The 14754-nt window shown below is 49.3% G+C and carries 15 protein-coding genes; 4 read left to right on the top strand and 11 right to left on the bottom strand.

Annotation, left to right across the window (positions count from 1 at the left end; all coding sequences use genetic code 11):
* Positions 1 to 139: 139 nt before the first annotated feature.
* Entirely contained in the window at positions 140 to 910 is a 771-nt protein-coding gene (gene tpiA, locus AC3CIC_RS15325; RefSeq protein ID WP_394212471.1) for a triose-phosphate isomerase, read from the bottom strand.
* A gap of 279 nt (positions 911 to 1189) precedes the next feature.
* On the opposite strand from tpiA, the gene AC3CIC_RS15320 reads away from it, so the two are divergent.
* On the top strand, positions 1190 to 1537 hold the full coding sequence (locus AC3CIC_RS15320) for a 5-carboxymethyl-2-hydroxymuconate Delta-isomerase (protein WP_016961928.1): 348 nt from the start codon (positions 1190 to 1192) through the stop codon (positions 1535 to 1537).
* A gap of 60 nt (positions 1538 to 1597) precedes the next feature.
* Here the strand turns inward: AC3CIC_RS15320 and AC3CIC_RS15315 are convergent, their stop codons facing one another.
* The 3 genes from AC3CIC_RS15315 to AC3CIC_RS15305 all read right to left on the bottom strand — a co-directional run bounded on the left by AC3CIC_RS15315 (position 1598) and on the right by AC3CIC_RS15305 (position 3604).
* On the bottom strand, positions 1598 to 1936 hold the full coding sequence (locus AC3CIC_RS15315) for a DUF3135 domain-containing protein (protein WP_016961929.1): 339 nt from the start codon (positions 1934 to 1936) through the stop codon (positions 1598 to 1600).
* A 264-nt stretch (positions 1937 to 2200) separates the two neighbouring features.
* Positions 2201 to 2944, bottom strand: coding sequence for a ferredoxin--NADP reductase (locus tag AC3CIC_RS15310; RefSeq protein WP_016961930.1), 744 nt, complete (start codon positions 2942 to 2944; stop codon positions 2201 to 2203).
* A gap of 21 nt (positions 2945 to 2965) precedes the next feature.
* Complete coding sequence (locus tag AC3CIC_RS15305) at positions 2966 to 3604, bottom strand: helix-turn-helix transcriptional regulator (RefSeq protein WP_488514984.1); 639 nt, start codon at positions 3602 to 3604, stop codon at positions 2966 to 2968.
* A gap of 296 nt (positions 3605 to 3900) precedes the next feature.
* Here AC3CIC_RS15305 and AC3CIC_RS15300 point away from each other — a divergent pair, with 296 nt between their 5' ends.
* Both AC3CIC_RS15300 and AC3CIC_RS15295 read left to right on the top strand, forming a co-directional pair.
* On the top strand, positions 3901 to 4956 hold the full coding sequence (locus AC3CIC_RS15300; protein WP_488514983.1) for an HlyD family secretion protein: 1056 nt from the start codon (positions 3901 to 3903) through the stop codon (positions 4954 to 4956).
* Complete coding sequence (locus tag AC3CIC_RS15295; protein ID WP_016961933.1) at positions 4953 to 6506, top strand: DHA2 family efflux MFS transporter permease subunit; 1554 nt, start codon at positions 4953 to 4955, stop codon at positions 6504 to 6506. Before AC3CIC_RS15300 ends, AC3CIC_RS15295 begins: the two co-directional genes overlap by 4 nt.
* Positions 6507 to 6626: 120 nt before the next feature.
* Here AC3CIC_RS15295 and glpX read toward each other — a convergent pair whose 3' ends face one another.
* A complete protein-coding gene (glpX, locus tag AC3CIC_RS15290; RefSeq protein ID WP_016961934.1) occupies positions 6627 to 7634 on the bottom strand; it encodes a class II fructose-bisphosphatase in 1008 nt (335 codons plus the stop codon).
* A gap of 179 nt (positions 7635 to 7813) precedes the next feature.
* A complete protein-coding gene (gene glpK / locus AC3CIC_RS15285) occupies positions 7814 to 9319 on the bottom strand; it encodes a glycerol kinase GlpK (RefSeq protein ID WP_017005752.1) in 1506 nt (501 codons plus the stop codon).
* Between the two features lie 658 nt (positions 9320 to 9977).
* On the opposite strand from glpK, the gene zapB reads away from it, so the two are divergent.
* A complete protein-coding gene (gene zapB / locus AC3CIC_RS15280) occupies positions 9978 to 10220 on the top strand; it encodes a cell division protein ZapB (RefSeq protein ID WP_016961936.1) in 243 nt (80 codons plus the stop codon).
* Between the two features lie 140 nt (positions 10221 to 10360).
* Here zapB and rraA read toward each other — a convergent pair whose 3' ends face one another.
* From rraA to AC3CIC_RS15255, 5 genes are all read right to left on the bottom strand, one after another.
* A complete protein-coding gene (gene rraA, locus AC3CIC_RS15275) occupies positions 10361 to 10858 on the bottom strand; it encodes a ribonuclease E activity regulator RraA (RefSeq protein ID WP_016961937.1) in 498 nt (165 codons plus the stop codon).
* Between the two features lie 155 nt (positions 10859 to 11013).
* On the bottom strand, positions 11014 to 11919 hold the full coding sequence (locus AC3CIC_RS15270; RefSeq protein ID WP_394212477.1) for a 1,4-dihydroxy-2-naphthoate polyprenyltransferase: 906 nt from the start codon (positions 11917 to 11919) through the stop codon (positions 11014 to 11016).
* A 177-nt stretch (positions 11920 to 12096) separates the two neighbouring features.
* Entirely contained in the window at positions 12097 to 13431 is a 1335-nt protein-coding gene (hslU, locus tag AC3CIC_RS15265) for an ATP-dependent protease ATPase subunit HslU (protein WP_016961939.1), read from the bottom strand.
* 15 nt (positions 13432 to 13446) lie between these two features.
* Positions 13447 to 13971 carry an ATP-dependent protease subunit HslV gene (gene hslV, locus AC3CIC_RS15260; RefSeq protein WP_016961940.1) on the bottom strand — a complete coding sequence of 175 codons (525 nt, stop codon included), beginning with the start codon at positions 13969 to 13971 and terminating at the stop codon, positions 13447 to 13449.
* Between the two features lie 153 nt (positions 13972 to 14124).
* Positions 14125 to 14700 (bottom strand): SPOR domain-containing protein, encoded by a 576-nt coding sequence (locus AC3CIC_RS15255; RefSeq protein ID WP_016961941.1) that lies wholly within the window; start codon positions 14698 to 14700, stop codon positions 14125 to 14127.
* Between the last annotated feature and the right edge of the window lie 54 nt (positions 14701 to 14754).

The raw sequence follows: 14754 nt of genomic DNA, 5'->3' as shown, positions 1-14754 counted from the left end.
GTTCTGTGACCGCGCGTAGAGGAAAAACGCAGTATAGCGGGCTGACTAACGGGGATAAAGCGACAAAAAAAAGGAGAAGCCATGGCTTCTCCTTTTCTCGCGTGAGTGGCTGGCCTAAATAAGGCAGTCACTCACGAAATTAGTTTTTTGCTTCAGCTGCTGCTTTCGCGATACCCGCGAAGCTTTCTGCGATCAGCGCAGCGCCACCAACGAGTGCACCGTCGATGTCTGGTTGAGCGAAGTATGCTGCTGCGTTTTCTGGCTTAACAGAACCGCCGTATTGGATAACAACGTTCTTCGCCACTTCTTCGCTCTTCGCAGCGATGTGAGCACGAATTGCTGCGTGGATGCGTTGTGCATCTTCAGCTGTTGCTGCTTTACCGGTACCGATAGCCCAAATTGGTTCGTATGCGATAACTGCACCGTTCAACGCTTCAACACCTTGGGTGTTGATCACAGCGTCAAGTTGACGTGCACATACTGCCAGCGTTTCGCCCGCTTCGTTCTGTGCGTCTGATTCACCGATGCAAAGAACCGGCACAAGGCCATTTTCTTTCAAGAATGCAAATTTCTTAGCAACGAACTCGTCAGATTCTTCGTGGTATTCACGACGCTCTGAGTGACCGATGATGATGTGAGTCGCACCGAAGTCTTTCAGCATGTCTGGAGAAATGTCACCTGTGAACGCACCGCTTTGGTTAACGTCAACGTTTTGTGCACCCAGAATGATTTTGCTTTGTGCTTTACCTAGCAGTTGCTCTGCCAGATCCAAATACATAACAGGTGGTGCGATAGCAACATCAACACCTTCAACACCGTTAAGTTCAGCTTCAAGGCCTTTGATCAGGTCAGCGACCATTGCTTTGTTACCGTTAAGTTTCCAGTTACCCATTACTAGTGGACGGCGCATAGGAATTTCTCCGTAATCCAATTATCAAAATCAATTGCTGGGAACGATAGCAGCAGACCCGCTAGCATTTCCTGCTCAAAATCATAAATGCCATCGTTTGTACGCGTTTTACGTCGAAATGTGAACCTTTGAGTAATAAATTTTCGTTATAAATTTTCGGATTAGCGCGGACAGACGACGGATAGCAAGGTGTGATCTGAGGTCAATATTCCTCTTCCTAGTAACAATCGCTCGAAATGCTGGGGTAAAGTGGCTCAAAATCGTAACAAGGAGCGAGTTATGCCTCATATTGTCATGGAGTACAGTGATCCGGTTTCAGAGCGGGTAAATGTCGGTCAGTTATTGGAGGACTTGCACCAAACGGCTATCGGTAGTGGCGAGTTTGGTGTGGCGGACGTGAAATCACGGGCGTACGCCAGTCACGAGTGGTTGATTGGCGATTCTGACAATCAGGAAAACTTCATTCACGTGACGTTGTGGTTACTTGATGGGCGCGATGAAAATCAAAAGAAAAATTTGAGCCACGCTTTCTTGGATGTATTGAAGCAACATGGTGCAGACGTGAAGAGTTTAACAGTGGATGTTCGGGATATGGACAGACGCTGGTATGCAAAAGAAATGCGATAGATGTAATCAACAAAAGAAAAAAAACGGCGGCGGTAAATACCCCGCCGCTGAAAAACTGAGTTAGCCTTCCACAGCAACAGTCTCGCTGTTGCGCTTCGGGTGCAATGTAGTGACGGTTGCGTTTCGCTCAGTTAAAGCTGCTGGGTCATTGATGGCAGTTGAGAAACGGTCAAATTGACGCATCAACTCTTTCATCAATAACGCGTTAACGTGGTTAGGGTTTTTCCCTGATGCAATGACACGATTAATGTGGCTCATCTGAGCGCGCAATTTAGGCTGCATGTTGTCACTTGCGCTGACGATGATCTCTTCGCTCATTTCTATTCTTAGCGCGTCTAGCGCCTGTGGGTCGGATTCCGCTAAAGCTTTTAATTCGTCAAATGAAGGCATGGTTTTCATGGCATTACTCCTTGTGGCTGCGCATGACTTGCCTTTGACTATACGGTTAAAAAATGAGCGATCAATCACACTGACGCCTCAAAAGTGAGACGATGATGCTTGGGTGGTTAGGTGTGTTTTTAGTTTGATACAGGTAATTGTTTGATAGCGACAGAAAACACGGTATACGGTATTTGGCAGTCTTAATTTTGAGATGGCGGTGTAAAAGTTACGCGAAATGATTGAAACCGATGAAATGGGGCATTGCGCCCCACATCTAGCATCTTACCAATACTGCTCGGTGGTGATGTGGCCAGGTTTGCGGCGTAAGTTTTTCTCTAATCCCTTTTGTTCAAGCAGTGCACGCACGTCTTTGACCATTTGAGGATTACCGCACAGCATGATTTGGCTTTTCTCTGGTGTGAGCGGTATACCCACTACGCGTTCTAGCATGCCGTCTTCTAAGGCGTGGGTGATCCGGCCGGACAGTGCGCCCGCCTTGGGCTCTCTGCTTACGAAGGGTTGAACTAAAATTTGGTCGCTGTGTTTTTTCTTCAGTTCATTGATTTCCGCCTGATAGCTTAGATCAGCGGAAAAGCGTACGGCATGTATCAAGACGACTTTTCGGAACCGTTGCCAGACTTCTTCTTCTTGTAAAATAGACAGGAAGGGCCCAAGTGCCGTACCCGTGGAAATCATCCACAAGTGCTCGCCTTGAGGGATTTCTTCTAGCGTGAAGAAGCCTGTGGCGTCTTTAGTGATCATCACGTTGTCGCCCGCTTCGAGTTCGTGCAGGCGTGGTGAGAGCAACCCATCTGCTACGCGTGTGGCGTAGATTTCGAGATACTTGCTGCTGGGTGGGTTGACGTAGGAATAGGCGCGTTGAATCAGTTTACCGTCAATTTCTAGCCCAAGCTTGGCAAACTGTCCCGCAACAAAAGGCGCAACGTCGGCGTCCAGCGTCAGGCTGAACAGGTCTTTGTTCCAGCGTCGATTTTCAATCACTTCCGCTTTGATCCAAGTCGCCATACACACTCCCTCAGCAAATAATTATCTGGATGACGCCTGCGTGCTTTTTGGTTGAATGTTATAGGTGCAGCGGCGTTGCCCTTCAATGATGTGTTCGTCTCGTGTGACGACATAGTCATCACCGAGCACCGTCTTAAATATGTGCTTTTCTGACTTACACAGGGCCGGACATTGTTTGGCGGCCTGACAAATAGGGCAATGGTTCTCAATCAGCAGGAAGCCCGTTTCGGTTTCCTGAAGCTCTGCCATGTAACCTTCGTTCTCTCTAAGATACGCCAAGGTTTCAAGTTTAGCCTTTAAATTATGGCAATCTTTGAGCGCGTCGCGGTATTGCTGCAACGTCTTTTCTTCACGTTGCTGGATGACTTGGGTGAGTCCAGCTTCGCCAAACAGACTTTCTACGGACTCAATCACTGAAATGGCCAGATCGCCGTGACTGTCGGCAAATCGACGATGCCCTTCGGCGGTGAGTGACCAATGGCGAGTCGGTCGGCCGACTTTTACTCGAACATCACTAAAATCCAACAGGCCATCGTCTTCCATGGTTTGCAGATGTTGGCGGATCCCCATGGTGGTCATGCTCATTTCATCAGCCAATACACGCGCGCTGATGGCGCCTTCGCGTTTTATCTTGTGCAGGATTTTATCGACTGTTTTCATCGTACTCTCGTTTCTATGCTTTACGTTCCATTATGAAGTGAGCTTGCTAAATAAAGCAATGTCTTTACTTAGTTATTGCGCTGAATGGCTTTTTGCACCGAGAGAATCCCAGATGTCGGGCCGAATGAATAAAAGATGTCATTAAAATGAGATGGCTTGTCACAACACTAAAACTGAACGAAAAAACCTAATGATATGTTTCATATGAGACCGCAAATCGGGAATCCAGTCACTAGACTCTCCCAGTCTGGCTCAAACAACACGGGCCAATTTAGCGCGTCTACTCGGGAGGTCTCATGGCTGAAAAACGCGGTTTTCCTTTTCGTAATGTCATGATTCTTATCGGTGTTGTGGTGGTGTTGGTGGTTGCAGCGTATTTTTATGTTCGCCATCAAGATCAATATCCGAGTACCGATGATGCGTATGTTCATGGCAACATTCTTTATATCGCCCCACAGATAAGCGGTCAGCTTACTGAAGTGAATGTTTACGATTTCCAGCATGTCGATCAAGGCGCAGTGATCGCGAGAATCGATCCTTCGGCGTATCAAGCGCGCGTGGAACAAGCGCAAGCTGCTTATGAAAATGCGACGGCAGCAAACAAGGCGACGAGTGATGCGATTGTGGGGGCGAGTGCGCAAATCCGCGCAGCGTCAGCCCAGTTGCTTGATGTGCAAGCCAAGTATCGCCGCAACATGGCGCTGGTGGACAAGGGGCTGCTACCCGCACAAGAAGGCAGTGACTTGAAGGCAGAGCTTGCTGCGGCAAAGAATAATCTCGATGTGGCGCGGGCAAGAATGTCGCAGCTCATCAGTGAGCAGGGCGCGTCAGGCACAGAAGCGCCTGCGGTTCGACAAGCGGCGGCGGCCTTGTCTGAGGCGTCGTTAAATCTTTCTTATACGTCCATTATTGCGCCGACATCTGGCACTTTAGGGGATGTGAACGTGAGACCGGGAAGTGTGGTTGCGCCAGGTCAAGCATTGATGCCCTTGATTGAAGACAATTCGTTTTGGGTCGAGGCGAATTACAAAGAAGATGACATTGGCAATATAGCTGCTGGGATGACAGCCAGTGTGGTTCTCGATATGTATTCAGATACCACCTTCAGTGGCGTTGTTCAGGCTATCTCGCCGGCTAGCGGTTCCTCGTTTTCTCTGTTGCCGCCAGAAAATGCCACAGGTAATTGGGTGAAAGTGCCCCAGCGTTTTCCCGTTCGCTTGACCATCACGACGGCGGGAGATTCGAAGCCATTGCGTGTTGGTGCCAGTGCAACGGTGACCATTGATACATTGAAAACGGATGCCTCAAAAACAGGCACCTTAAAAACTGATGTCACGGATCAGCAGCAATGACAGCCAGTAACCCGAGTATGGCAAGCAACGGGCCTATGCCTCCCGGAGCCAGTCGTACCATGATCACTTTGGCGGTGATGCTCTCTGCCATCATGGTGTTGCTCGACATGACGATTGCCAATGTGTCGTTGCCGCACATGATGGGTTCACTGGGTGTGACCTCGGAGCAAGTCACGTGGGTGTTAACCTCTTATTCGATGGCGGAAGCCATTTTCATTCCTCTGGCGAGCTATTTCAGCCTACGTTTTGGTTCTCGACGTTTGCTCTTGGTGTCTGTCGCGGGTTTCATGGTGATGTCTGCAGCGTGTGGACAGGCAGATTCGCTGACGGAAATGATTGTCTTCCGTATCTTGCAAGGGGCGTTCGGGGCATCAGTGATCCCGCTGTCGCAATCTATTATGGTGCAGATTTATCCGCAGGAAGAACGCGGTAAAGCAATGGCATTGTTTTCGGTCGGCATACTGCTTGGACCTATCTTGGGTCCAACCGTCGGCGGTCTTATTACGGAGCACATGGATTGGCGCTGGATTTTCTATGTCAATGTTCCCGTGGGCATGCTGTGTTTGACCTTGCTAGCGGTGTTTGTGCGCTTGGATGGGCGGGACAAAACCTCGGTGGATTGGCCACTGGTCTTTGGTATGGCGATCGGGATTGGTCTGCTCCAGTTAGTGCTTGAACGCGGTAATCAGGATGGTTGGTTTAGTTCTAATACGATTTTGTTCGCTTTCATCATCAGTATGATTGCTTGGGCATTTTTCCTTCAGCGATCCTTTCGCACCAAAGGCGACATTGCTCCGATGTGGCTATTGAAAGACAGAAACTTGCTGTTGTCCTGCATCGTCATGACAGGTTTTTCGATGGGGATGTTTGGCATTACCCAACTGCAGCCGATGATGCTAGAGCAACTGCTGAATTATCCGGTGGATACAACGGGGTTCGTGATGGCGCCCAGAGGCTTAGCCTCCGCCATCGTATTGCTGTCAATTTCCCGCATTATTGACCGACTCGATCCGCGAATGCTGATTGTGGTCGGCTTGGTACTCAATGGTATCGGCAGTTTTATGATGATGAGTTATTCGCTCGACATCGATGTGTACTGGGTCTTGCTGCCGAGCATTATTCAAGGGGCGGGGATGGGGCTGGTATTTGCACCACTTAGTCAGCTTGCGTATGCGACATTGTCGCCGAAGAATACCGTGGGCGGAGCGGTGATTTTCAACCTTTGCCGAACCTTAGGAAGCTCGTTTGGGATTTCCATCGTGAATACCTATTTCAGCCAAATTCAGCAAAAAGAGTGGCATGCATTAGGCGGTGGCGTGACGCCGGATAACCCTGTTGTGCAGCAACTTGCCGCGTCGCAAGGCACGACAGTGACGGACCCGAGTTTTATTGCGTCAGTGACACAATTGCTGCATCAGCAATCGACCTTGCTGGCGTTTGTTTACTCGTTTGGCTTTATCATGGTCTCTTATATTGTGTTGATCCCACTGTTAGCCTTGTTTAAAAAACCACCGGATAAGAAAGCCGCTAAGGCGGAAGCGTCTCCCTGATTCACGGTGTCTAGGTTTGCTGTACCAAGATAAATTGATGACCATTAAAAAAGCACGCCGAGGCGTGCTTTTTCTGTATTAAGCTATCGCTACATTGAGCAATAGCGGCAGTCATGGACGTTATAGAATGATGTCTTTCACTGCGTCGTCTTTGCGATCCATATAGTGGATAGACTTGATGCGACGGATAGTGCGGCACTTACCGCGGATAAGCAGGGTTTCTGTGGTGGCAATGTTCCCTTTGCGGGTAATGCCTTCCAACAGGTCGCCTTTGGTGATGCCGGTTGCAGAGAAGATAACATTGTCGCTGCTGGCCATGTCAGACATGCTCAGGCAAATGTTGGTTTCAATGCCCATTTCTTTGCAGCGAGCAATTTCAATTTCGCCCATGCGGCGGTTATCTTCATTGTCTTCTTTTACTTCATGACGCGGCAGCAGGCGACCATTCATGTCACCGCCCAATGCGCGGATCGCGGCAGCAGAAATTACCCCTTCAGGTGCGCCACCAATGCCATACATGAGATCAACTTCGCTGTCAGGCATACAGGTTAGGATCGAAGCGGCAACGTCGCCGTCAGGGATGGCGAAAACGCGCACACCCATTTCCTGCATTTCGCGGATGGTGTCGTCATGACGTGGTTTCGCGAGTGTGGTGACAACCAACTCATCCAGTGATTTACCCAGTGCATTAGCGACGTTAATCAGATTGTCGCGCAGCGGCAATTCAAGGTTGATAACCCCTTTGGCTTCTGGGCCAACACACAGTTTTTCCATGTACATGTCAGGCGCTTTCAAGAAGCTGCCTTTCTCAGCCGCGGCTAGCACTGCCAGTGCGTTTGACTGACCCATTGCGGTCATGCGCGTGCCTTCGATCGGGTCAACCGCGATGTCTACTGCATCGCCGCCCAAACCGACTTTTTCACCAATGAATAGCATGGGAGCATCGTCGATTTCACCTTCACCAATAACAATTTCACCTTCGATATCGGTTTTATTCAGAAGAATACGCATTACTTCGACTGCTGCACCGTCTGCTGCGTTCTTGTCACCGCGGCCAAGCCACTTGTAACCCGCCAGTGCCGCGCCCTCTGTGACGCGTGAAAAAGCCATTGCTAAATCGCGTTTCATCCGATCTCCAGTGTCATTATTTTGTGGAATCAAAAGCTACCAAAATCAGTGTCTGATAGCGAAAAAACTCGGCGCGGATTTTACCATAAGCAAATAGGAAACGTTTGCGTTTTTGAGACGAAAAAAAAGGGGATTACCCCTTTTTCAATAATGGTCAGTACATTAAGCAGGTTTGAAGGTCAGTCGACATGCCATCCCTTTGAACACTCAATAGCGCGTTGCCAACCCACGTGACGACGGTTACGTTTGCCATCATCAGCACTTGGGCTAAAGCATCGGTCGATTTCCGCTTTGTTCTTCAGCTCATCAATACTGCTCCAGAAACCGACGGCGAGTCCCGCCAAATAGGCCGAGCCTAACGCGGTCACCTCGGTCACCTTGGGGCGATGAACTTCGGTGTTGAGTACATCAGACTGGAATTGCATCAAAAAGTTATTGGCAACGGCACCACCATCGACTTTGAGAAAGTCGAGTTTGATGCCCGAGTCTGCTTGCATTGCAGTAATCACATCCAGCGATTGATAGGCGATACCTTCGAGCGTCGCGCGGATAATATGGTTGGCATTGACGCCGCGCGTGATGCCGACGATGGTGCCGCGCGCATAAGGGTCCCAATGGGGCGCGCCAAGGCCAGTGAAAGCGGGCACGACATACACGCCGTTGCTGGTATCCACCTTGGTAGCGAAGTACTCAGAGTCCTTGGCATCTTTGATCAGATGCATCTCATCGCGCAGCCATTGAATCGATGCACCGCCCATAAACACCGCGCCTTCGAGTGCGTATGCTACTTCGCCTTTAGGGCCGCACGCTAACGTGGTCAGCAAGCCGTTTTGGGATGACACTTTTTCTTTGCCTGTGTTCATCAACAAAAAGCAGCCTGTGCCATAGGTGTTTTTGGCTTGGCCGGCTTCGACGCACATTTGGCCAAACAGCGCAGCTTGCTGATCGCCTGCAATGCCTGCTATCGGGATCCGCGTACCGCCTTTACCCCCAATATTGGTTTCGCCGTATACCGTAGACGAGGATTTCACCTCTGGCATCATGCACGAAGGGATACCAAGCGCTTTGAGCATGGTGTCATCCCATTCAAGGGTATTGATGTTAAATAGCATGGTACGGCTAGCATTGGTGTAATCGGTAACGTGAACACGTCCTTGCGTCATCTTCCAGATGAGCCAAGTATCGATAGTGCCGAACAGCAGGTCGCCTTTTTCAGCAAGTTCATGTGCACCTTCAACATGATCGAGAATCCATTTTACTTTGGTGCCAGAGAAATACGGGTCAATCACCAAGCCAGTATTTTCTTTGACGTATTTTTCGTAGCCATCAGATTTCAATTGCTCGCAAATAGGCGCGGTGCGACGGCATTGCCAAACGATGGCGTTGTAAATGGGTTTGCCCGTATGACGATTCCAAACCACGGTCGTTTCACGTTGATTGGTGATGCCAATTGCTGCCACTTGATCTGAGCGAATGCCTGCTTTTCCCAATGCTTCTATCAAGGTCGAACTTTGGCTGGCATATATCTCGAGTGGGTCGTGCTCAACCCAGCCTGATTGAGGGTAAATCTGGGGGAATTCGCGCTGGGCGACCGTGACAATATTGGCATCGTGGTCAAGGATAACGGCTCGGGAGCTGGTGGTTCCCTGATCTAACGCGACAACGTATTTTTGCTCGGTGCTCATGGTGTGTCCTCTTTCGTTCCTTGTAAAAGCATAGTGCGACTTGGCCGACACTAAGTTTCATGCTGTGTCGTTTTTATTGTTGAATGGTGGTGCATAAGGGCAAACCTTCACATCACTGACACGTTGCCTACTTTAGTGACGAAACGACTTTCGTGAAGTGTTGACGTGGAAAAATGTGCGTTCGCTCATTATTTGTTCATTATCTGCTCGAAATCGAACATTGAGCGTCTCATTTTGCAGAGGATGTGAGTATTCGAATATATGGGGAGATAAATGAGGAGAAAAAGAAAAGGCTGACAACGAATGTGCCAGCCTAGCCGATATCGGCAAGTCTTGGATTGCTCCAAGAGAGATACGATCTTTATTAACCTACCATGTGGTCAGTGAATAAAAATTGAAATATGTCGCATTTTTAGTCATTTACTGATGGGGAAGTCAAAAGCGAAGGCTGAAGAAGGCCAAAGAAGGCAGTGAAAAGGGCACAATTGATGCTTTTTTGTTCGCTTGTGATCCAAAAGTGGATTAGACAGGTGCGACTGACGTCATGCCCCGTTAGAATAGGTTTTCTGGGACGTGCAAGGTAGAAAAGCCTTATAGGGCAAGCCTTGACGAAGATTGCGCATTTGCGCTTAGACGTTGGAAAACATAGGTGGCCTTGATGTCATTGGAAATTTTAGAGCAGCTTGAAGCCAAAGTTCAAATGGCAGTAGATACCATTTCTCTACTTCAGATGGAACTTGAAGAGCTAAAAGAACAAAACGAAACCCTTGGTCGTGAGTCAGATTCTGTGCGTGAAAACCGTGACGCACTGGAGCAGGAAAATGCCCGCCTTCGTGCCGATCAGGACGCATGGCAGACCCGCATTCGCAACCTGCTTGGTAAGATTGAAGAAGTAGAATAATAAAACAGAGCCGATGGGCTCTGTTTTTCTATGAGGCAGCTTTGCTGTAACGCTCTGTGGTAAACGCTATTGGAGAGATTGTTGCAAAGAGCTGTTGTGAAGATTTGTTGGCGCCGCAATGGTGACGCCAATGGATCTCACTATTCGATATCGATTGCTTCTTGAGACAGGATAACGCCCGTGTTGTCGGCGTACAGATGATCTTCAGGAATAAATGTTACACCACCAAAGTTAACAGGGACATCTGCTTCACCCACGCCCATTCCAGTTTCTGAGCTTTCTGCTCCAACGGGGAATGACGCTAAGGCTTGAATGCCGATATCAATTTCATCTAGCGAATCGACATCGCGAACACAACCATAGACCACTAAACCTTCCCAGCCATTTTCTGCTGCTGTTGTCGCAATCTCAGCGTCAATGAGTGCACGGCGCAGTGAACCACCCCCGTCGATTAGCATCACTTGACCGGTACCATTTTGTTCCGCCATTTCACGGATCAGGCTGTTGTTTTCAAAGCACTTGATGATTGTGATTTGACCACCGAATGAACTACGACCACCGTAAGAGCTCATCATAGGTTCCAGTACATCAACCTGCTCCAAGTATGTGTCGCATAACTCTGAGGTATTGTATTCCATAATCAGACTTCTTCTTTGGGCTTAACGGTGCCGAATTGGCAAATTTGTGGCGTTCCGAGGGATGTCAGAAGCCACCCTATGCGAAAAAGTATAACGACAAGATTGGGCATTGCAATGACTGACAACACAAATCATCTTGCCTTCATCCCCGTGTATTAGTGAAGTAGGATGCCAGCCGCAAACAGCACGTTGGTCAAGAGAGCGACTTTCACCATGTCACCCATCATGGGACGCAATGCCTCACCATCTTTCGACAGCCAGACTGCTCGCCCATGTTTGATGGCTAGCGGCAGAGAAAGCAAAAATAACCATCCTGTTATGCCACTTTTCTCGAGTAATGCAAATAGGGCAAAGCAAGTGAAAGCTGCGATTAACAGCACTTGGTGATAGGCGCGTCCCCATATTGGGCCCATGCGAACCACCAGTGTGTATTTGCCGCAGACGCTGTCGTTATCAATATCACGCAAGTTATTAATGTTGAGCACACCAACAGCGAGCAAACCACACGCAGTGGCCGGCAAGAGTATGACCGAATCGAGTGTACCGGCTTGCAGATAGTAGGTGCCTGCGACGCCAAGCCAGCCGAAGAAAATCAATACTGACAGATCGCCGAGACCTTGATAGCCATAAGGTTTGTTGCCCACGGTGTAGCAAATGGCAGCAAGGATGGCGAGTATGCCCAATCCCATGAAGCTGACGATGTCGGTGGCGTTATCGAACGCACTTAAGACCAAAGCAGCGCCTACACCAATGATCAGACACACATTGAGTGCCATGGCTTTTTTCATTGTGTGTGGCGTTACTAGCCCTTGCTGTATGGCACGCTTGGGGCCGAGGCGCGCCTCGTTATCGGTACCTTTTACGGCATCGCCGTAGTCGTTGGCGAGGTTAGACAGAATCTGCAATAGCAGGGCCGTGATCAAGGCGAGCAAGGTCAAAGAGATCGAAAAAGTTGCGGTTTGCGCTGCAACGGCGCTGCCACACAATATGCACGCAACAGCGAGTGGTAGCGTTTTGGGGCGCGCGGCATCTAGCCAAGTTTTAAGTGTGGATGAAGACATAACCAAAGAAAGCGTGTGGGAAAACTGGCTTCATTATTGGTTTTTTTATCTCATTGGGCAATGCAAGTACGGGATTAACTTGGTTTGGTATTAAATGCGTATGTAGAACGACGAGCAAAGACACAATAAAAAACGGGCAGCCTGAGGCTGCCCGTTTTGTAATACGCTTCTGCTGAGTTACAGAATGAAGCGGCTTAGATCTTCGTCATCAATCAGCTCTTCGAGGCAATTGCGAACGTATTCAGCGTTAATCACATAGGATTCGCCACCACGCTCGCTGGCATCATAAGAGATCTCATCCACCAGACGCTCCATCACAGTATGAAGGCGACGTGCACCGATATTTTCGGTTCTTTCGTTGACGCGCCATGCTGCGTTCGCAATTTCTTCAATGCCGTCTTCGGTGAAAGACAAGTTCACTTGCTCTGTGCCCATCAGTGCCGAATATTGCTCGGTCAGTGATGCGTTTGGCTCAGTCAGAATGCGCTTGAAATCAGACGCTGTCAGCGCTTCCAGTTCAACGCGAATTGGCAGGCGACCTTGCAGTTCTGGGATCAAATCTGACGGGCTAGCCACTTGGAATGCGCCAGAAGCAATAAACAGAATATGGTCAGTTTTCACCATACCGTGTTTGGTTGATACTGTGCTGCCTTCTACCAAAGGAAGGAGGTCGCGCTGAACACCTTCACGGGAGACATCCGGGCCTGAGCTTTCGCCGCGTTTACAGATTTTGTCGATTTCATCAATGAAGACGATCCCGTTGTTTTCTGCTGCGCTGATCGCTTGCTCTTTCAGTTCTTCTTGATTAACAAGCTTCGCCGCTTCTTCTTCAGCTGCCGCTTTTAGCGCATCTTTCAGTTTCATTTTGCGCTTTTTCGCTGTGTTACCACCACCGAGGTTTTGGAACATGCTTTGCAACTGGCCGGTCATTTCTTCCATGCCAGGAGGTGCCATGATTTCCATGCTCATTTGCGGGGTAGCCAGATCGATTTCGATTTCTTTGTCGTCTAACTTGCCTTCGCGGATTTTCTTGCGGAAGCTTTGGCGTGTGTTTGAATCTGCTTTTGGCTCTTCAGATTGGCCCCAAGCATCACGTGCAGGAGGTAAAAGCACATCGAGAATACGCTCTTCTGCTAACTCTTCCGCACGGTATTTTACTTTTTCCATCGCTTGCTGGTGGGTCATCTTGATCGCGACATCAGTCAGATCGCGGATGATCGTTTCCACTTCTTTGCCGACGTAACCCACTTCAGTGAACTTGGTGGCTTCAACCTTAATGAAAGGCGCGTTCGCGAGCTTGGCCAGACGACGTGCAATTTCGGTTTTACCGACACCCGTTGGGCCAATCATTAAGATATTTTTTGGCGTGACTTCTGCGCGCAGATCTTCATCAAGCTGCATGCGACGCCAGCGGTTACGGAGTGCAATGGCAACGGCACGTTTGGCTTTGTGCTGACCGACAATGTGATTGTCGAGTTCAGAGACGATTTCGCGTGGGGTCATTTCAGACATGCTGGGGATCCTGCCTTAGTAATCTAGTTCTTCGATGGTGTGGTGCTGGTTGGTGAAGACACAGATGTCGCCAGCGATAGTAAGTGACTTTTCCGCGATTTCGCGTGCGTCTAACTCGGTGTTTTCAAGCAGTGCAATAGCAGCAGCTTGCGCAAAGTTACCGCCTGAGCCAATCGCAATCATATCGTGCTCTGGCTGAACCACATCACCGTTACCGGTAATGATGAGAGAAGCGGTTTCATCAGCCACACAAAGTAGGGCTTCTAGCTTGCGCAGTGCACGATCGGTACGCCAATCTTTAGCGAGTTCAACCGCGGCTTTGGTCAAATGACCTTGGTGCATTTCAAGCTTACGCTCAAAACGTTCGAATAGGGTGAAGGCATCTGCGGTGCCACCAGCGAAACCTGCTAATACTTGGTTGTTGTATAGGCGGCGTACTTTGCGGGCATTGCCTTTCATTACGGTATTACCCAGTGACACTTGGCCATCACCGGCGATTACTACTTTGCCGTTGCGGCGAACAGAAACGATAGTCGTCACGGAAGAACCTCTTCTTTGCTCTCTGGTTGAGCGTTATGGCTGAAACCAGTATGGGTTGTTAAAAGCAAAGGTGGGGATGGGAAAACGTAAATTCAAGGGTAAAGCCGTGAGATGTCCGGCTTTGCCCTTATTTTCTTTGTGAGGAAAGGTAAATCAGTTCCAGTACCAGATGGCGCAAGGTTCAATACCTGCACGGCGTAGCAAGTTTCGGTCACGCTCTGCTTCACGCTTAAGCGGATAAGGCCCCATGACGACGCGATACCAAATGCCTTTTTCGCCTTGGCTGGCTTTGATATGACTTTCTAAGCCTTGGAAGGCAATCATGGCTTTGCGTTCGTCCGCCTGACTGGCGCTTCGGTATGCACCACACTGCATTAGATAAGGACGACTCGACACTTCCTGCTCATTGGCCTCGACCTGAACTTGTTTATTTTCCAGCTCTTCAATGTAGCTCCATTGTTCCTCGGGCTTAGGAGGAATGACTTTTTCCTCTTTTTTCTGAGGCTTGGATGGTTTGGTTGCTGGCTTAGTCACCGTTTTGGGCGGCTCAGATTGTGCTGGCGGTTCGCTGGTAGTGAGGAAGTAGAGACCATAGCCAAAGCCGGCCACCAACGCCAATGCGATCAACGCCCATTTAAACGGGAAACCCTGTTTAGGCGGTGGCTTCTTGGCATTTCGGGTGGGTTTACGCGGTGCTTTTCCGCGTTTGACATAATCTCGGGTTGCCACTGATTCGGGTATCTTTTTCTGTGAGTTGGGGCTATATGGTACTGGCTTGCTCGA

The organism is Enterovibrio sp. QJM3NY_24, from assembly GCF_057786035.1.
Note: the sequence above shows the minus strand (reverse complement) of the source record. Positions and strands in the feature narration are given on the sequence as shown.